At 71.6% G+C, this 18,197-nt stretch carries 14 protein-coding genes; 6 read left to right on the top strand and 8 right to left on the bottom strand.

What is annotated here, in order from left to right; genetic code table 11:
- Nucleotides 1–8: 8 nt before the first annotated feature.
- Entirely contained in the window at nt 9–1,163 is a 1,155-nt protein-coding gene (locus ACZ45E_RS22450) for a glycosyltransferase family 2 protein (protein WP_468223041.1), read from the bottom strand.
- 523 nt (nt 1,164–1,686) lie between these two features.
- On the opposite strand from ACZ45E_RS22450, the gene ACZ45E_RS22445 reads away from it, so the two are divergent.
- From ACZ45E_RS22445 to ACZ45E_RS22425, 5 genes are all read left to right on the top strand, one after another.
- The gene (locus ACZ45E_RS22445) at nt 1,687–2,358 is read left to right on the top strand and encodes an ABC transporter ATP-binding protein (protein ID WP_468223039.1); all 672 of its coding nucleotides are present in this window, start codon (nt 1,687–1,689) and stop codon (nt 2,356–2,358) included.
- The gene (locus ACZ45E_RS22440; RefSeq protein WP_468223037.1) at nt 2,355–3,035 is read left to right on the top strand and encodes a hypothetical protein; all 681 of its coding nucleotides are present in this window, start codon (nt 2,355–2,357) and stop codon (nt 3,033–3,035) included. Before ACZ45E_RS22445 ends, ACZ45E_RS22440 begins: the two co-directional genes overlap by 4 nt.
- 322 nt (nt 3,036–3,357) lie before the next feature.
- Nucleotides 3,358–4,269, top strand: a complete 912-nt coding sequence (locus tag ACZ45E_RS22435; RefSeq protein WP_468223034.1) for a prenyltransferase/squalene oxidase repeat-containing protein — start codon at nt 3,358–3,360, stop codon at nt 4,267–4,269.
- 44 nt (nt 4,270–4,313) lie between these two features.
- On the top strand, nt 4,314–5,129 hold the full coding sequence (locus tag ACZ45E_RS22430; RefSeq protein WP_468223033.1) for a geranylgeranylglyceryl/heptaprenylglyceryl phosphate synthase: 816 nt from the start codon (nt 4,314–4,316) through the stop codon (nt 5,127–5,129).
- Nucleotides 5,126–5,944 carry a class 1 isoprenoid biosynthesis enzyme gene (locus tag ACZ45E_RS22425; protein ID WP_468223030.1) on the top strand — a complete coding sequence of 273 codons (819 nt, stop codon included), beginning with the start codon at nt 5,126–5,128 and terminating at the stop codon, nt 5,942–5,944. Before ACZ45E_RS22430 ends, ACZ45E_RS22425 begins: the two co-directional genes overlap by 4 nt.
- 14 nt (nt 5,945–5,958) lie before the next feature.
- Here the strand turns inward: ACZ45E_RS22425 and ACZ45E_RS22420 are convergent, their stop codons facing one another.
- The 7 genes from ACZ45E_RS22420 to ACZ45E_RS22390 are packed head-to-tail and all read right to left on the bottom strand — an operon-like array spanning nt 5,959 to nt 16,061.
- Nucleotides 5,959–7,551, bottom strand: a complete 1,593-nt coding sequence (locus ACZ45E_RS22420; RefSeq protein WP_468223028.1) for a carbamoyltransferase C-terminal domain-containing protein — start codon at nt 7,549–7,551, stop codon at nt 5,959–5,961.
- A 12-nt stretch (nt 7,552–7,563) separates the two neighbouring features.
- The gene (locus ACZ45E_RS22415; RefSeq protein WP_468223026.1) at nt 7,564–8,820 is read right to left on the bottom strand and encodes a glycosyltransferase family protein; all 1,257 of its coding nucleotides are present in this window, start codon (nt 8,818–8,820) and stop codon (nt 7,564–7,566) included.
- Complete coding sequence (locus ACZ45E_RS22410) at nt 8,810–10,327, bottom strand: B12-binding domain-containing radical SAM protein (RefSeq protein WP_468223024.1); 1,518 nt, start codon at nt 10,325–10,327, stop codon at nt 8,810–8,812. Before ACZ45E_RS22410 ends, ACZ45E_RS22415 begins: the two co-directional genes overlap by 11 nt.
- A gap of 47 nt (nt 10,328–10,374) precedes the next feature.
- Entirely contained in the window at nt 10,375–11,883 is a 1,509-nt protein-coding gene (locus ACZ45E_RS22405; protein ID WP_468223022.1) for an asparagine synthetase B family protein, read from the bottom strand.
- On the bottom strand, nt 11,880–13,091 hold the full coding sequence (locus tag ACZ45E_RS22400) for a glycosyltransferase family protein (protein WP_468223020.1): 1,212 nt from the start codon (nt 13,089–13,091) through the stop codon (nt 11,880–11,882). The genes ACZ45E_RS22405 and ACZ45E_RS22400 overlap by 4 nt, the downstream gene beginning before the upstream one ends.
- Nucleotides 13,081–15,021 (bottom strand): asparagine synthase (glutamine-hydrolyzing), encoded by a 1,941-nt coding sequence (gene asnB / locus ACZ45E_RS22395; protein WP_468223017.1) that lies wholly within the window; start codon nt 15,019–15,021, stop codon nt 13,081–13,083. Before asnB ends, ACZ45E_RS22400 begins: the two co-directional genes overlap by 11 nt.
- Before the next feature lie 17 nt (nt 15,022–15,038).
- Nucleotides 15,039–16,061, bottom strand: a complete 1,023-nt coding sequence (locus tag ACZ45E_RS22390) for an NAD-dependent epimerase/dehydratase family protein (RefSeq protein ID WP_468223016.1) — start codon at nt 16,059–16,061, stop codon at nt 15,039–15,041.
- 404 nt (nt 16,062–16,465) lie between these two features.
- On the opposite strand from ACZ45E_RS22390, the gene ACZ45E_RS22385 reads away from it, so the two are divergent.
- On the top strand, nt 16,466–18,193 hold the full coding sequence (locus ACZ45E_RS22385) for an ABC transporter ATP-binding protein (protein ID WP_468223014.1): 1,728 nt from the start codon (nt 16,466–16,468) through the stop codon (nt 18,191–18,193).
- The last annotated feature ends 4 nt before the right edge of the window (nt 18,194–18,197 follow it).

The raw sequence follows: 18,197 nt of genomic DNA, 5'->3' as shown, positions 1-18,197 counted from the left end.
GTCGCGTGTCAGGGTCCGGTGCGTGCCGCCGTGGGCTGCCCCTCGGCGGCCGGGCTCAGGAAGTCGCCGTCGTCGCCCCACGGCACGTGCCGCAGCGGGCGGTGCGCCGCGCCCCGGACGGCGAGGCCGGCGGCGACCGCGCAGAACCAGGTCAGGTGGACGGCCTTGACGGTCCAGCGCTGCAGTCCCCGGACCGGACCGCCGCTGCCGTCCCAGGCGGCCAGCGGCCACAGGCCGTGGAACAGGGTGCCGGTGAGATACGTCCGTGAAGTGGCCCACGGGTAGTCGGCCGTGCAGGTCACATGGCTGTACAGGGAGCGACGCAGTCGGCGCAGCGTGTCGCGGGTCCGGGCGACCCGGTAGAAGCCGCCCCGGGCGTCCGGCAGTACTTCCAGGTCGTGCAGTGGGTCGGCTGCCTCGGGGTCGAGGAGTTCGAAGAGCACATAGCCGTCGTCGGCGAGCCTGCGGACCGGGATGCCGTCGGCGACGACGTCGCCGGCGACGAGCATGCAGGCAGCCGCCGGGTAGGCGCCGGGCGGCACGGTGACGCCGGAGACGCGGTCCATCGTCCGCGACATGGCGGACGTACGGGGGAGGGCGACGAGCTGGGCGCCGACCGCGCCGGCGCAGCCGCGTTCGTGGAAGCGGTCGACGAGCCGGGCGAGACAGCCGGGGCCGAACTCGACGTCGTCGTCGGTCCACAGCCAGCCGGTGTGGCCGAGTCGGCGGGACAGTCGCAGGGCCGTGTTGACGGTCCGGAGCTTCCCCCGGCCCGGCAGCGCGAAGCCGACGACGGGTACGGGGGAGTCCCCGGTCAGTTTCCGGAGCCTGTCGAGAGCCTCCGCGTGCTCGCGGGGGCCGTACTGCATGCCCAGCCAGATCGTCAGCGGCAGACCGGGACGGGCGTGCCGTACGTCGGCGAGGGCGTCGAGGAGGTGACGGAGCGCGGTCTCGTGGGCCGTCAGGTCGCAGCGCGCCACGTACGTGGGAAGCAGCACCCCGAGCCCGCCGGAGGGCAGTTCGCTTACCAGGTCGGCCGGATCCTGCCGGATCTCTCCCGACCTGACCAGGGTCACCGGGTCGTGCGGTGCGGGGAGCGGGTCGAAGCCACGGGCCACGGCACGTTGCCACCAGGTGTGCCCGCTTCCGGTGCCCCGGCGCATCCGTGTCCCTTCGTCGGCCGAATCGTGCACCACCCGTTCCGGCCCTTCGTCAGATATCCGCGGACGAAGGGGAATTCACAGTCGACGTGCGCGGCCGCACAATGTGCGGAATACGCCGATTTCAACGGGCCACACTGTAACGGCCACCTTGGAGTGATCACAAGACCGACCGCACAGTTCCCGATGTGTGGCCTGAATGCTGATGTTGCTGTGGGAGCGGCGCGGTGAATCCGCCGGACAGGCCCGCGCGATTCGGGCGGCAGCCTGGCCGAATTGCGCTGCCGTCGCACGCGGTTCCCCTTCAAGGGCATCCCGGGAACGACCGAAAACGCTCGTCTGGTTTATCACCGGCCCTCCACGGCGTCCGGGGTCTACGCCATCCGTTCGTCCGACTGTGGCAGGCTGACGGCCACGGGATGCGGCGGGCGGGATCCGCGAAGAGCCGCGGACCCGAATGACACTGAACCAGAACGGCCGGCATTCCGCGCCATTCGTCGCGGGCGGCGGAAGGAAGGTGGCACACATGAGGTATTCCGCACAAGCGGAACAGCGGTCGGACGGGGACCCGGGGCCGTCCGGGCGGGAGGTCCGGCTGCACGCGCGCGGGATCGTGAAGAGCTACGGCCGCCACCGCGTCCTGAACGGCGTCGACCTCGTCGTGCGCGCGGGCGAGGTCGCGGCGATCGTGGGCAGCAACGGAGCCGGCAAGTCCAGCATGCTCAAGATCTGCGCCGGGCTGCTCGCGCCGGACGCGGGCCGGGTGATCATCTCCGGGCGTCTCGGCTACTGCCCGCAGAACGCCGGCGTCATGGGCTTCCTCACGCCGCGCGAGCACTTCACCCTGTTCGGCACGGGCCGGGACATGGGCGGCCGGGACGCCGACCGCCGGGGGCGCGAACTCGCCTCCAAGCTCGACTGGCAGGTATCCCGCAGCACCCTGGCCAAGGATCTGTCGGGCGGCACCCGGCAGAAGCTCAACGTCGTCCTCTCCGCCCTCGGCGACCCGGACGTCCTGCTGCTCGACGAGCCCTACCAGGGCTTCGACCGGGGCTCCTACGTGGACTTCTGGCAGAGCGTCTGGGGCTGGCGCGACCAGGGCAAGGCGATCGTCGTCGTGACCCACATGCTCAACCAGCTCGACCAGGTCGACCACGTGCTGGACCTCAGCCCCAGGAAGCAGGAGGCGGACCGATGACCCGGACCCTGCGCATGGCCGAGATGACCCTGCGCGAGCTGCTGCGCCGGCGCGGAGTGCTGGGCCTGCTCCTCCTCGTGCCGCTGGTGTTCTACCTGGGCCGGCACGACCAGGCCGGCCAGGCCATCCGGTTCGCCAGCCTGGGCGTGGGGTTCGCGGTGAGCACCGCCGCCCTGTTCTCGGCCGTCGGCGGCCGGGAGATCGAGCCGCGGCTCACGCTGTCCGGCTTCCGGCCCCGGCATCTGTACCTGGGCCGCCTGCTCGCCCTGCTCACCGCCGGGCTGCTGATCTCCGGGCTGTACGCCGTGGTCGTGATCGTGGACCAGGACGTGGCGAACCCGCAGGCGGTCGCCGTGGAACTGGCGCTGACCACCCTGGTGGCCGTCCCGCTCGGGCTGCTGCTCGGCCTCGCGGTGCCCCGGGACCTGGAGGGCACCCTGCTGCTGATCTCCGTCATCGGGGCCCAGATGGTGATCGACCCGGCCAAGGACGTAGCCAAGGTGCTGCCCTTCTGGTCGACCCGGGAGATCATCACGTACGCCGTCGACGGCGCCGGCAGCGGTTCCCTCACCGCGGGTGCGGTCCATGCCGTCGTGGTGACCGCGCTCCTGGTGCTGGCGAGCGGCGCAGTCATGTCGGTGCGATTGCGGCGACGCACCCACATGCAATTCGTGTGAATCCGGCGCGAGTCCGTGCGGTGCACCGGGGGAAATTGACTCTGTCTCGCCGATGCGAACACGTGTAGGGTTGGGGAATCGTCCTGCCGGCGCAGTGTCCACGCGCCGGCATGGTGGCCCGGCTCGTCACCTCTCCCGGATAGGAGAGTTCGTGAACGGTGCACAGCGATTACCCCTCGGCGAATCCGCCGGACAAGCCCTCTCGAGGGCGACGGAATTCCTCCGGACCGCACGTGACGCGGACGGTTGGTGGAACGACTACGAAGTCCGTGGCCCAGGCCAGTTCTGGGCCACCGCCTTTGTCGGGACCTCACTCGCGGAATTGCCCGAGGGTCCCGGGCGATCAGCGGCGCTCTCCGCATGGGAGCTGCTGAAACAGGCCCGCGGCCCGACCGACGGCTGGGGCTACTGCCCCCGGGTTCCCGGTGACGCCGACATCACCTCCTGGGTACTGCGACTGTCCGAGGCGCTGGGCGCCGAGGACGACCCGCGCGCCGGCGAGGGATACCGCTTCGTGGCGGCGCACCTCCAGCAGGACGGCGGAATCTCCAGCTATCTGCCGCAGACCGCCGCGCCCTTCCTGGACCGGGTGGCCCCCCGCTGGGACGCCTGGTACGCGAGTCATGCGTGCGTGACCTCGGCCGCGGCCGGACTGCTCCGACTGCCCGTGCGGACACGGCTGTTGACCAGACTCCGCGAGATCCAGCGGCCCGACGGATCGTGGCCCGCCTACTGGTGGCCGGACCGCGAGTACCCCACGGCCCTGGCCGCCGAGGCGCTCACCGCAGGCCACCCGGCCGGAGCCCGGCCCGAGGCGCGGGCAGCCGCCCGCTGGGCCGCCGACAGGATCGGCGCCGACGGTGCCGTACGCACCGAGTGGGAGCCGGAGGGCTCCGCCTTCGCCACGGCCTTCGCGCTGCGCGCCGTGCTGGCCGGAGAGCTGCCGGAGGGCCGTGACACCGTCCGCCGGGCGGTCTCCTGGCTGACCGACTCCCAGGAGCCGGACGGCAGTTGGCGGCCGTCCGCGTGGTGCCGGGTGCCCGGCCCCATGGAGTTCGACCCCGACGCACGCCGGCACTGGGAACGCGGCCTGCGCGGGAAGGCGGCGCTCGGCTCTGTCGTCCTGGACACGAAAGCGCTCTACACCACCGCGTCCGTCGTAGCCGCACTGGCAAGGACGAGCACCGCGGCGGTGACTCCGGCGGCCGAGCCGAGCCGCGCGGACCTCGCATGACGGCGCGCAGGGCGCCACGACCGACCACGAGGGGGAGAACGCCGGTGAACACGTCACCGCAGCTGGCCCAGCGCACAGAAGTCCCGGCCGTACCACACCTACTGGACCGGGGGACCGTCCTCGATCGGCTGCGGAGCCACGAGCGCGGGCCCGTGCACATCATCGACCCGTTCAAGGTGCCACAGGCCGAGGCCGTGGAGAAGGCGAAGATCCTTGACGGCCTCGGCTGTCCCGCCCTGATCCTCGCCAGCACCGACTACGAGTCGTTCGAGCTCCGCATGGACCCGTACGTGGCGGCGATCAAGGAGGTCAGCTCGCTGCCTGTGCTGCTGCACTTCCCGCCGCGCAAGGGCCTCGGCTTCCCCCTGGCCCGGGGCGCCGACGCCGTCGTCCTGCCCGCGCTGCTCGGCTCGCGCGACGACTACTACGTGTGGAAGAGCTACCTGGAGACCCTGGTCAACATGCCCGTCCGGACCGACCGCGAGCACTGGCCGGAACTCCTGCTCACCGTCGCCCTCACCTTCGGCGAGGACCACAAGACGGGGGACCTGCTCGGCACGGTTCCGGTGGCCACCACGAGCACCGAACAGATCGACCGGTACATCGAGATCACCCGCAGCTTCGGCTTCCACATGGTGTACCTGTACTCCCGCTACGCCCAGGTCCCCGCCGACGTGGTCCGCCACTTCCGGCGGCGGCTCCACCCCGACCAGCTCCTGTTCGTCAGCGGCAACGTCCGCCGGCGGGAGCACGTCAGCGCCTACCTGATGGCGGGCGCCGACTATGTGGGCTTCGCCGGGGCGCTGGAGCACGCCGACTGGCGGTCCACGCTCGCCGAGATCACGGCGGACCGGCCGTGACCGCGGTACTGCCCGCGGTCTACACCACGTCGATGCTGGTCACCGAGGCCGCCAACCGCGACCACGTCACCGACTTCGTCGCCCGCAACGGTGGCTCGCCCGAACTCGTCGCCCACACCGCGGCGTTGCGCCTGTACCTGCGAGTGCCGCACTTCCTCACCGAGTGGGTCACCGAACCGCGGCGGCGCGCCGCGGTGGCCCGGGCGCTCGCCATGGACATCGTGGCCATGAAGCTGCTCGACGACCTCATGGACGACGACACCGGGCTCGACCGGGTCGAACTCGCCTGTCTGTGCCTGCACCTGCACCTGACGGCAGTGCACGAGATGTGCGCGCTCGCCGTCGACGCTCGCGCCGTGACCGACCTGCTCGAACGTGACTTCACCGCGGTCTGTACCGGCCAGATCCGTACCAAGAGCCACCGCGCGCAGCACCTCGACGAGTGGTGCGCCAACGCCAGCACCTATGGGGCCACTTTCCTGGGCTGTTACGGCTCCCTGTCCGCGATCTGCGGCCGCGAGGAGGAGTCCGCCGACCCGGCGCGGCGGTTCGCCGAGGCCTTCGGCACGATCATCACGATCGCCGACGACCTGACCGACTACGACCGCAACGGCGAGCGGGAGGGAAACCTCGCTCATCTGATGCGAACCGGGGCCGTGCCCGCACGGGACGTCGAGGCGCTCCTCGAACGGCTGCGCGCCCAGGCGCTCGACGCGGTGCGGGAGCAGCCGGCCTCCTCGGGCCTGGTGCCCGTCGTCGGCCTGTACACCGACGACGTACGGGACCGGCTGCTGCCGCGGCACCTGGTGCGCTGACCGCCGGACCGGGCCTACCGGGGCTCGCTCCGGTAGGCCATCACGTCGTCGAAGACGAACAGGTCGACGTCGTTGCCCGCGAAGTCGTCCAGCACCTGCCGGGCGGTGTGGGCGATGGCCCGGCCGGGGCCGTTGAGCGAGGTGTTGATCAGAGCCGGTACGCCGGTCTGCGCCTCGAAGGAGGTGAGCAGAGCGTGCAGCCGCGGCTGGTCGGCGCCCAGGGTCTGGATCCGGCAGGTCCCGTTGACGTGGCGTGCCTCCGGCGCGGTGCCTTCCGGCAGGCGGTACTCGAAGAGCATGTACGGGGAGGGCCGGTCGCCCGGGTAGAGCTCGGCGAACCGCTCGTCGCGCATCACGGCGCCCAGGGGGCGGTACCACTCGCGCTGTTTGAGCTTCTCGCTCATCCGCTTGCGCATCCCCGGCACGGCGGGGTTGCCCAGGAGTGAGCGGTGCCCGAGTGCCCGCGGTCCGAGTTCGGCCGCTCCTTGCGTCAGGGCCACGACACCGCCGTCCGCGAGCAGCCGGGCGACCGCGGCGACGTCGTACGGAACGGCCCGCAGCCCCGCGGTGTCCAGGGCGGCCAGGACGTCGGCGGAGGGCTCGCCGGTGCCGTTCGCGTACACCGTGAGTGGTTCGGGCCGGTGGCCCAGGACGTAGCTGAGGGCGTAGATGCCGGCGCCCGCCAGGTGTCCCGCGTCCCCACAGGCGGGCGGGACGGCGATGTCCCGGCCGAAGGCCTCGCGCAGCGCTGAGTTGGCGACGATGTTCAGTGCGCAACCGCCGCCGAGGGCGATCGGCCCCACGCCCGTGGCGGTACGGGTGACGTGCCGGTCGAGCACGGCGTGCACGGCTTCGGTGAACAACTCCTGGAAGGTGGCGACGACGTGTGCCGCCTTCTCGAACTCGGGCTGGAACTCGGGGCGTTGGGCCAGCTCGGCGCGGACCCGCTCGGCAAGGTCCAGATCGTGCATCACCCGGGGATCCACCGCCTGCAGCTGCTCGCGTATGCGGGCGTGCGGCTCTCCGTAGCCGCCGAGCGCCATCACCTTGCCGGCGACGCTGGGGCTCTTGCCGAAGCCCAGCAGGTGGCCGATCGCCGTCCAGCCGAAGCCGTTGCCGTACCAGGGCAGCGGGTCCTTCGCGATCCACTCCAGCCGGTCCTCCTCGACCCGGAACAGGGAGCTGCGGGTGAGCTGTCCGCGGCCCTCGTTGACCAGCACGAGGGTGCCGTCCTCATGGCCCGCTTGGTGGGCGGCGAGGGCGGCGTGCGAGACCTCGTGCGTGACGACCACGCAGTCCACCCGCCGGCCGAGCAGGTCGCAGGTGGTCCGGTGGTGCGGCGCTCCGGCGTTGATCCGCTGCATCGCGTGGTCGAGGTCCGGGATCCGCAACAGGGCGGTGCGGACCGGTGTGCTGACCGCCACCAGGTCGATCCCGTCGGTGTCCACGCACTCCTGGGACAGCACGTGCTCGAGTGCGATGTCGCAGCGGTGGTCGTGCTTGACGCGGGTGAGCCGTTCGGTCTCGACGGCGAAGACGAGCCGTCCGTCCTCGAAGTAGCCGACGCCGGTGTCGTGGCCGGCGGAGTGGAGAGACAGTACCTTCATCAGCGCTCCTGGTCAGCGGGGTGGGAGAGGGCTTCTGACGGCCGAGTACGGGGCCCACTCGACGGCGCGCAGAGGCCGGCCGGTCAGCCCGCGCAGGTACAGCTCCGTCCCCACCCCCGCGAACCAGGCGAAGTAGAGCCACTTGATCAGCGCCTTCTGGATGCCGCGCCGCCGTCCGCCGGCGCCGTCGAAGCCGGTCAGCGGCCACAGGCCGGCGAAGAGGATGTGGCCGAAGTAGTGGCGGACCACGGGCAGGGGCCAGTCGGCGAGATCGACGCAGTGGTTGAGCAGGATCCTGCGGATCCTGCGACGGGTCTCACCCGCGGGTCCGGCGACGTAGTAGTGGCAGCGTGCGTCCGGTACGAGGCGCAGCCGGGCCAGTGGGTCGGGCAGGGCGGGATCGAGCAGCCGGAAGCAGACGTAGCCGTCGTCCGAGACGTACCGGCCGGGCAGGCCGCCGGACAGGACGTCGGTGGCGACCAGGATGCAGCAGCCGTGCGGGTAGTTGGTCGCGGGCGCCGCGACCGCCTTCGCGCGGGTCAGCAGGCGCGAGGTGGCGAACTCCTTGGTGTGCGGGATCTTCGTGGCGCCCACCGCGCCCCGGCAGCCGGCCGCCCGGAAGTCCCGCACCATCCGCGACAGACAGCCCGGGTCCAGGGTCACGTCGTCGTCGACCCAGCCGACGCCCGCGCAGCCGAGCAGTTCGGCCACCTCGATCGCCGCGTTCAGCGTGCGGGGCTTGCCCGGACCGGGCAGGGAGACACCGCACACGGACAGGTCGGGCAGTCGGCTGCGGGCCCGCCGCAGCAGCGCCCGCAGTCGCCGCAGGGACTCGTCCTCCTCCTCGGCCGAGAACCACTGCATGCCGACGAACAGCACGGCGGGGGTGTCCGGTTGGTCCTCGGCCAGCTCGGCGACGCGGTCCAGCAGGGCGTCGAGGCGTCCCTCCTGTTCGGCGAGGGTGCCGCGGGCCACGCAGGTCGGAGCGATCAGGGCGAGGGCAGGGGAGCCGGGGCGCAGGGTGTCGGCGGCGGCCCTGGCCCGGGAGACGGGGGGCGTCTCGCCCGAGGGTCCGTCGGGCAGGACGTAGCGTACCGGCACCGACCAGGACGGTGGGGGGCGGAAGCCGCGGGCCATGGTCCCGCGGACGTGGTGGGTCAGGAACGGTTCACCGCGCCGCCGCCGTCCGTGGGCGGGCAGTGGCGTGTTGAGACGGACGGGAGGGCCCGGCCGCACCGGCGCGGCCGGGCGGGCGGTCTCAGAAGTCACGGTCGGTGTTGGAGGTCGACCGGGCCAGACTGCGCAGGCCGTCCAGCGTGTTGCGCCACTGGCCGGTCGTGGCCATGTGGGTCAGCAACGGCTTCGCCATGGAGCGGCGCAGGAAGAACGCGCGGTAGGCGGCCTGGGCACGGCGCTGGGCGTCGGGCACCAGGTATCCGATCCGCGCGTCGAACTCGCCCTGCACGAACCGGTCCCAGTAGTCGGCCGGTATCTGCCCCGCGGCCACCGACTCGGTGTGCAGGGGGGTGCCCGGCAACGGGGTCGCCGTGTAGAAACTCGCGTAGTCCAGGGGGATGCGACAGGCGAGGTCGACGGTGGCGCGGAACTGTTCCCGGGTCTCGCCGAGCCAGCCGACGATGAAGTAGCCGAAGCCCTTGATGCCTGTCTCGTGTGCGGAGGTGACGGCCCGCTCGATCTTCTCGATGTCGCTCTCCTTGCGCATCCGTTTGAGGATCTCCGGGTCACCGTGCTCGATGCCGAACCGCAGCCGGGTGCAGCCTGCCCCCGCCATCGCCTTCAGCAGCGGCTCCGGCACCAGATCCACCCGGGTCGGCGCTTCCCAGCGCACCTTCAGGCCCTGTTCGCCGATCAGCTCGCAGATCTCCCGGACGCGGCCGCGGTGCAGCGTGAACACGTCGTCGTAGAACATGATCTCCTTCACCCCCCACCGGGCCTTCAGCTCCGTCATCTCACCGACGACGTCCTCGGGGGAGCGGTACATCGACTTCTTGTCGACGGCCTGCTTGAAGCAGAAGCTGCACTTGAAGGGGCAGCCCCGGCTGGAGATCATCGTCGCGAACGGCCGGGGAGCCATGATCGAGTAGTAGCTGTTCATCGGCAGGCCGTCGCGGGAGGGCCAGCCGACGTCCTCCAGATTGACCATCGGCGCGGCGCCGCCGTCGTGTTCGCGGCTCACCAGGCCCGGGATGCCCTCCGGCTTCTCGCTCTGCTCCAGGGCCTCGGCCAGCTGCGGCATGATCGTGATGCCTTCGCCGACACCGACGTAGTCGATGCACTCGTGGAAGAGGTTCTCGTGCGCGTAGACCTCGGTGTGCGGGCCGCCGAGGATGACCTTGGCGCCGGTGCTCTTGGCTGCCTGGCAGGCCTCGACGGCGCCGGGCAGGCCGGGCGTGGTCGTGCTGACGCCGACCAGGTCCGGTGCGAAGTCGGCGAGCAGTTTGCGCAGTCCTTCGCTGTCCAGGCCGAGCGCCGGGGTGTCGACCTGGATGACGTGGTGGAAACCGGCCGACTTCAGCGCGGTGTGGATGTAACCCAGTCCGAGGTGCGGCAGGACGCCGGCCCGCTTCTGGATCTGGGTGATCTGACGGGTGTTGAGACACAGGTCGTGGTGGCGCACCAGCGCGATCCGCAGGTTCCGCTTGCGCCAGCGCGGCAGGCTCGGGCGGGCCGGTGCCTCGGCGACGGTCGTCGAGCAGCCGCCCGACGCGGCCCCCGCCGTCGCACCGGTGCTGATGACGGGCAGTGTCTTGCGCATGATGTTCCCTCCTTCTGGGGTCGTGCGGGCGGTGTGGTCGTGTGGAGTCAGAGGGTTCTCCCTGCCGCGAGGGACTCCAGCTGGAGCAGGTAGAGGGCCAGCGGCTGGAGCCGGCTGACGCGCTGGGGCGCTCCCCGGCCGCGTCCCGCGGCCAGCAGTCGTTGCAGGACCCGGTCGGGACTGCGCCACCACTCCGGTTCGGCGCGCAGCGTGTGGGCGAACAGCCGGGTGAGGTAGGCCAGCCGGTGCCCTACCAGGGCGGGCCCGTGGCGCTGTGGGACGGCGGCGGCGAACCCCAGTTCGGAGTGGCCCGGAAACGCCTTGTGCAGCGCCTGGTCGTGGAAGGTGCCGTCGATCAGCAGGCGCTGCGGCACCGAGGCGAGGTGGTCGACGAGCGCGTGGTCGAGATAGGGGGTGTGGATCACCGCGTGGCCGTCGCCCAGGGCGAAAGGGGCGAGGGCGATGGAGCGCCGGGTGCGGTTGTGGAAGAAGAACGAGCCGAGCGGGGAGGCGGCGTCGGCGTGCCGGGCCAGTTCCCGCACGAGGCGGTCCCGGGCCCGTTCGAGGCTCCACAGGCCGCGGGTCCGGGGGCTGAGGAGGTGCTCGACGTGTGCTCCGGTGCGGCCGGCGGCCAGCAGCCGGTCTGCGAGGCCCGGCAGGTCCGAAGCGTCGTACGGGTTCTTCCTGATCAGCTCGATGCTGGGGTTCTGGGCCAGCTCGCCGCCGCCGATCCCGTCGTACCAGAGACCGCTGTGGCGGCGTAAAAAGGCCAGCAAGGACAGGACCCAGGCGCCGTCCAAGGTGCCCATGCCCTGTGCCGGGTTGGCGATGCGCTCCGCGTGGAGCTGCGAGCGTGGCCGGGGGACGGTGCGGTGCGGCAGTCCCAGGCGTTCGGCGAGGTGGGCGGCGACCCGGGCGTCGGCACCCGGGTCAGGGGGGAACTTCGCGCCGCTGACGCACAGGCGTGGTGGTGCGCCCTGGCGGCAGAGCTCCAGCAGGATGTGCCGGGAGTCCCGGCCGCCGCTCAGCGGAAGGACGTACGGCTCGGTGGGCAGCCGGCGGGCCACCGCGGCGCGGAACAGATCGATGAAGCCGTCGACGGCCTGCGAGCGGGTGAGGTCCGCGGGCTGCGGCACGGGGGGCGCGGCCGAACGGATCCGCGTCCCGTCGCGGGTCCAGGCCAGCGTGGTGGCGGGGGGCAGCGCGCGGATCCTGGTGAACGCGGTGTCCTCGCCGAGGAAGAAGCCGAGCCGGACGAAGACGGCCAGCGCGTCATGGTCGAGTTCGGCGCTCTCGCCGGGCGGCAGCAGGGCGAGCGGATCGGGGGAGAGCGCGAGGGAGTGGGCGTCGGTGCGGTGGTACAGAGGGTGCATGCCGTACCGGTCGTTGCGGGCGAGGAGGCGGTCGCCGTCCCATTCCCAGGCGGCGAAGACGCCCTCCGGCGGCGGCCCCTCGGCCAGCGCGTCCCCGCCGAGGGGATGTCCGAGCCGGGCCTCCTTGTCGCCCTCGACCCGGACTCCGTCCGGTGTGGCGACGAGCCGGACGCGGGGCTTCACCGGGCGTCCAGGAGAGGCCGCACGGCGGCGCCGATCCGACGGGCCACCGCCTCCTGGTCGAGCACGGACCCGGCGAAGGCGATCGTGCTCTTCTTGTGCTCCTCGATCGCCGACGGGTCGCTCAGCCAGTCGTCGACGGTACGGAACAGGTCCTCGGGTGCGGCGCAGGCCTGGCCGAGACGGTGCTCCTGGATCAGACCCGGCACCCACTGCTCCATCGGCAGCCCCGACTCCAGCATGAGCACCGGAATCCCGAAGTAGGCCGCCTCCAGTGTGGTGTTGGGTCCCGCTTTCGAGACGAGCAGACCGTACGGAGACCTGGACGCGCGGTCGATGTAGTCGAAGTACTCGGCCTGGGTGAGGCGGCTGTGGAACCGCCAGTGCGCGAGTCGCTCGGCACCGGCGGCGGCGCGGCGGGCGAGGTCGGGGTCGTCGTAGCCGACGAACACCAGGTCGATGTCCGGGTGCCTGGCGGCGATGTGCCGCACGAGCTCCAGATAGACATCGCCGCCGCGGTTGCAGAAGACGATCAGCCGGGGGCGCCCGGAGTCGGTGTCCCCGCCCCAGGGGCCGGCTGTCGGAGCGGCGGATTCGCTGGTCATGAAGGAGCGCAGGTCGTGCTGCGCGACCAAGGGGCCCACCACCCGCACCCGGTCCGGATCACCGCCGGCGTGCGCGAGGAGATGGTCCTTCGCCCAGGCGAAACCCACCAGCGTCAGGTCGGGATACGGGCTGCGGTGCAGCGGGAGCTGGAGGAGCCCCGGGTTGGTGACGTGGCTGACGACCCGCGTGCGCATCCCCGCCAGCCGTACGGCGGCCACGCACAACCGGGCCACGAAACCCTTCGTGCCGACGACCACGTCCGGGGCGGTGGCGCGCAGGTGCTCGGTGAGCGGGGCCAGTTCGGTGATCTGCCCGGGGGCCGGATCGCTCTCGAAACCCGCGGGGAAACGTTCCTGGAGGCGGGCCATCAGGGCCATGTAGCGCCGGGTGCGGACGGTCGCGTCCGGGCTCTCCAGGGAGATCGTGCGGATCTCGGCACCGGCCTCGCCCAGCCAGGGCAGGATCGGTTCCGCCTCCAGCAGGGACACTTCCGCGTCGACGGCGCCGCGCAACACCCGGGAGAACCGGGTGGCGGCGAGGTAGTTGCCGAACTCCCCCCAGGTCCTGGGGGACAGTACCTGGATGTGCGGGCGGTCAGGGCGCACGGTGAGGCTCCTCGGTGAGGTCGAGGCACGCGGAGGACGGGGTGTGCGTGGGAAGCGCCTGGTACCAGAGCTGGTACGTCAGGAGCGCCCACAGCTTGCGCGAGGTGTCGCGCCGGCCACTGAGGTGGTCGTCGGTCAGCAGCCGAACGGCACCGGAGTCGAACAGCCCGCCGCTGTCGAGGGCCGGCGCCGAGAGTGTGTCCAGCAGCAGCGTGCGCAACTCGCCGCGCAGCAGGGCGGCCAGCGGGGCGCGGAAGCCGAGCTTGGTGCGCCGCACGATGTCCGTCGGTAGCCAGTCGTCGGCGACTCGGCGCAACAGGTACTTGCCGGTGAAGCGGTGCAGTTTCAAAGCGGTGGGCAGCGCGTTGGCGTACTCGACGAGGTCCAGGTCGAGGAAGGGGGAGCGCAGTTCGAGGGCGCTGCGCATGCCGCCGCGGTCGGTCTTGGTGAGAATCACGTCGCGCAGGAAGTGGGCGAAGACGCCGAGTTGGCTGCGCTGCACGTCCGTCAGGCCCGGCTGGCCGTCCAGGAGCCGGGAGACCTCGGCGAAGGGGTCGTGCCCGGCCAGCTCCGCGCGGGCCTCCGGGCGGAGCAGACCGGGTAGTTCCGCCGGGCCGAAGGGGGCTGTGGACAGGTAGAAGCGGTGCTCGGGCGCCGCGCGCAGCCCGCGTGCCAGCAGGCCGAGGGCCGCGGCGGCGGGCAGATTGCCGGACCGCGCGGGCAGTCTGCGCACGAGGGCCCGGACCAGGACTTCCAGGCGGGGGGCCGGCATCAGCCGCAGCAGCAGCTCGATCGCCCGCTCGGCCTGGAAGTACCGGTAGCCGAGAAGCAGTTCGTCGGCACCGTCCCCGGTGAGTACCCCGCGGACGTGCTGCCGTGCCGCCCGGCAGACGATGCGGGTGGGCAGCAGAGAGGGGTCGGCGAGGGGCTCGTCGGCCCGGGCGTACTCCGACTCCACCACGTCGGCGAGATCACGTCCGCCGATGCGGACGACGTGGTGCTCGGTGCCCAGGTGCCGGGCGACCGAGCGGGCGTACGCGCTCTCGTCGAAGTCGGGCTGCTCGAACCCCGCGCTGAAGGTCAACACCGGCTGCCGCGGCGACAGTTGCTGAGCGACGGCGGCCACCGCGCTGGAGTCGAGGCCCCCGCTCAGCAACACTCCGAGCCGGCGCTCCGTGCTGCTGACCCGGCGGGCGACCGCGGCCCGGAACAGCTCCTCGAAGCGTGCGGCGGCCTCCCGTCGGCCCGGCGTCCGCGCGCCCGTCGTCAATCGGGGCCGCCAGAACTCCCCCTCGCGCAGCCGGCCCTCGGAGTGCTCCAGGTAACTGCCGGGGCGGACCTTGTGCACGCCGGCCACGGCCGAGCCGGGCGCGCAGAACGCCTGGAGCGTCAGATAGCCGGCGAGGGCCCGCACGTCCGGGGTGCGCGGGGCGTGGGGATGGCGCAGCAGCGCGGTGAGCTCGGAGGCGAAGGCGATCCCGCCGGGGACCCGCGTGTAGTAGAGCGGCTTCTTGCCCATCGGATCACGGGCCAGCACGGTCGTCGCGGTGCGGGCGTCGTGCAGCACGAAGGCGTACATGCCGCGCAGCCGCTCCAGTACCTTCAGGCCGTACCGCTCGTACAGCTCCACCAGCACCTCGGTGTCGCCGGCCGTGCGCAACCTGGCTCCGGTGGCCCGCAGTTCGCGGCGCAGCTCCTCGTGGTTGTAGATCTCCCCGTTGAGGACGAGCGCGGTGGCGCCGCTCGCGGAGACGAACGGCTGCCGGCCCCGTTCGGGATCGACGAAGGTCAGGGCACAGTGCGCGAAGGTCACGCCGCGGTGGTGGCACCAGCTGCTGCCGTCGGGGCCGCGGTGCGCCACCGCGTCCAGCATCCGTTCGGCCGTGGAGCGGGCGGCCTCCTGGCCACCGCTGATATCACTGAATCCCACGAAGCCGCACATACCGGCTACAACCGCTGGGTGGGCGCCATCCGGGCCGACGAGGCGCTCTCGTGCGGTGGCGTGGGGGCGAGCGACTGCCTGGCCCACTCGATCTGCGTGGCCAGCCCGGTCCGCAGGTCCGTGCGCGCGGTGAAGCCGAAGTGGTGCCGAGCCCGTGCGATGTCGGCCGTCGTGGAGCGTACGTCGCCGATGCGCGCCGGACCGTACCGTGCGTCGGGCGTCCTGCCCGTCAACTCGCCGGTCAGCGCCAGGACCTCGTTCATCGACACGGCACTTCCTGTGCCGATGTTCAGGACGCAGCTGCCCTGCTCCGCTCCTGTCGCGGCGAGCATCAGCGCGCGCACGATGTCCGACACGTGGACGAAGTCGCGGATCTGGGTGCCGTCGCCGTAGATCTCGATCGGCTTGTTCTCCAGGGTGGCGCGGATGACCCGGCCGATGAACATGTCGGGGCGCTGGCCGGGGCCGTAGACGGTGAAGAACCGCAGGGCGCTCACCGCCAGAGCGGCGTCGCGGCGGGCCGCGAAGGCGAGGGCGAGCCGTTCCGCGGCGAGTTTGCTGACCCCGTAGGGGGAGAGCGGGCGAGGGAGATCGTCCTCGCTCATGGCGCCCTCCGAACCGCCGTACACGCTGGAGGACGAGGCCATGACCACGCGGGGCACTCCGGCACGGACGCAGGCGTCCATGAGGCGTTGGGTGGCCAGCACGTTGCAGTTGAGATACTCCGGGAATTGTGTCCAGGACGGACGCACACCCGGTAATGCGGCTAAGTGGAAGACCGTGGCGGCATTTTCCAGACAAGCCGAAAGATCCGCGGAGACGAGGTCGGCGCGGATCGCCTGGAGAGATCCCAGCTCCACGGACGGCGAAATCTCACCGGTGGCCCAGCTCGCTTTTCGGTCGATACCCACCACGTTTGTGCCGCTGCGCCGCAACGCCTCGACAAGATGGGAGCCGATGAAACCCGCGGCACCGGTGACCACTGCTTGTCCCGCGGCCTGAGCCCCGTCGTGCGCGTCACCCGACATGGCGAATCCCCCTTGGTTCCGTTGGCATCCGGTCATTCAAGGCGGTGCTCCGTGCTGGTGCTGTCTCCGGGCGTCGATCCACTGCGGACACGGGAACTCGGCCGGTTCCAACGTACGGAGTTCCGGCAGAATACGGACGAGATTGCTTGGTGCGCAGCGACCACGTGCAAGGCGAATTGCCCAGAAGACCCGTGGAGTCTAACAGCGCGAGGAATCGGCAGCAATGGCGTTCCGGCCCGAATCGATCCGCCGACAAGTGGCAGGTCGTATTCCGCATGCGAGCGCGCCATTCCCGGGTTCCCGGCACAGAGATCGAATTGACCAGCCCGCCGGTGCACGTGTCATTCCCAACAGCGGGAACGGACTTTAAGCTGAGGCCTTCCGCCGCCCGGGGAGGGAACGCGTTGGCCGGCAGTCCGTTACGGCAGCTCTCCGTACTGTTCCGTTATCTGCGCGGGGAACGGCCGTCCGTCCTCCTCCTCGCGGTGCTCGTCCCGCTGGGCATCGGGCTCCAGCTGGTGGCACCCCAGATGCTCCGCCGGTTCATCGACCACACGCTGTCCCACAGCCCCCCCGGCATCCTGTTCGCGGTCGCCGCCTGGTACCTGGCGGCGGCTCTCGGGCTGCTCGTGGTGACCATCGGCTGCGACGCCGTGGCCGCGCGGCTCGCCTGGCGCACCACCAACCGGCTGCGTGCCGACCTGGTGGCCCACTGTCTGCGCCGACCCTCCCGCTTCTACCAGCAACACCCGCCGGGCGAACTCGTCGACCGCGTCGACGGCGACGTCACCAGACTCGCCGCGGTGATGTCCGCGCTGGTCCTGGAAGTACTCGCCCAGATGCTGCTCGTCCTCGGGATCCTCGCCGCCCTCTTCCAGCTCGACTGGCGACTGGCCCTGGTCTTCGTGCCGTTCGCCGGGGGCACCCTCCTGCTGCTGCGCCGGCTCGTGGGCAGGGCGATGCCCTTCGTCGCCGCCCGGCAGACCTCCTCCGCGGAACTCCTCGGCTTCCTGGAGGAACGCCTCACCGGCGCCGACGACCTGCGAACCAACGGAGCCTGCGCCCACACCCTGCGAGCCCTGGAGACCCGACAGGCCGAGCTGTACCGGCGGGCCCGCCGCGCAGCTCAGGTCTCCGTGCGCTGGCCCGCCACGGTCCAGGGCCTGTCCACCGTCAGCGTGGTCCTCGCCCTGGCCGTCAGCGTGTGGCTGCACGACCGCGGGCAGATCTCCACCGGGACCACCTTCGCCTGCCTGTCGTACGCCATGCTGCTGCGCCGCCCGCTGCTGGCCGTCACCACCCGCTTCCACGACCTGGAGGAGGCGGCGGTCGGTGTGCGGCGCCTCCAGGAGCTGCTGCGCCAGGACGACGACGTCGTGCGCACCGGCACCCGCCGGCTGCCCGCGGGACCGCTGGGCGCCCGACTCGACCGGGTGTCCTTCTGGTACGACGCCGGTGAACCGGTACTGCGTGACGTCTCCTTCCGGCTGCGCCCCGGCGAACGGCTCGGCATCGTCGGCCGTACCGGCAGCGGCAAGTCGACCGTCGTCCGGCTGTTGTTCGGGCTGCACCACCCGGTGAGCGGCACGGTCGAGGTCGGCGGCCGGGACGTGGCCGGACTCGATCCCCGGGTGCTGCGCAGCCGGGTCGCCCTGGTCACCCAGGAGGTGCAGATCTTCCATGCCACACTCCGTGACAACCTCACCTTCTTCGACCATTCCGTCGGCGACCACCGGGTGAGCGCCGCGCTGGACGAGGCCGGGCTCACGGACTGGGTGCGCGAGCTGCCCGACGGTCTGGACACCGTGCTGGGCGCGGGAGCGCGGGGGATGTCCGCAGGGCAGGAGCAACTCCTCGCGCTGGCCAGGGTGTTCCTTCGGGACCCGGCCGTGGTCCTGATGGACGAGCCGACGGCCCGGCTCGACCCGCACACCGAGCGACTGCTCATGCCCGCGGTGGAGCGGCTGCTCAAGGGGCGGACCGCCGTCGTGGTCCAGCACCGGCCGCACGCGCTGCGCGATGTGGACCGCGTCCTCGTCCTGGACGCGGGGTCGGTGGTCGAACACGGGGAGCAGACCGCGCTCGCGGCGGACCCCACCTCGCGTTTTTACGAACTGCTGCGCGCCGGCTGACGGG

It is taken from the genome of Streptomyces sp. NPDC030991, from assembly GCF_055571235.1.
Note: the sequence above shows the minus strand (reverse complement) of the source record. Positions and strands in the feature narration are given on the sequence as shown.

What these genes read in the sequence shown, in the direction of transcription:
- ACZ45E_RS22390 (WP_468223016.1), bottom strand. Translation starts at nt 16,061, where the DNA reads ATGTCGGGTGACGCGCACGACGGGGCTCAGGCCGCGGGACAAGCAGTG.
- ACZ45E_RS22420 (WP_468223028.1), bottom strand. Translation starts at nt 7,551, where the DNA reads ATGAAGGTACTGTCTCTCCACTCCGCCGGCCACGACACCGGCGTCGGC.
- ACZ45E_RS22410 (WP_468223024.1), bottom strand. Translation starts at nt 10,327, where the DNA reads ATGCGCAAGACACTGCCCGTCATCAGCACCGGTGCGACGGCGGGGGCC.
- ACZ45E_RS22445 (WP_468223039.1), top strand. Translation starts at nt 1,687, where the DNA reads ATGAGGTATTCCGCACAAGCGGAACAGCGGTCGGACGGGGACCCGGGG.
- ACZ45E_RS22450 (WP_468223041.1), bottom strand. Translation starts at nt 1,163, where the DNA reads ATGCGCCGGGGCACCGGAAGCGGGCACACCTGGTGGCAACGTGCCGTG.
- ACZ45E_RS22440 (WP_468223037.1), top strand. Translation starts at nt 2,355, where the DNA reads ATGACCCGGACCCTGCGCATGGCCGAGATGACCCTGCGCGAGCTGCTG.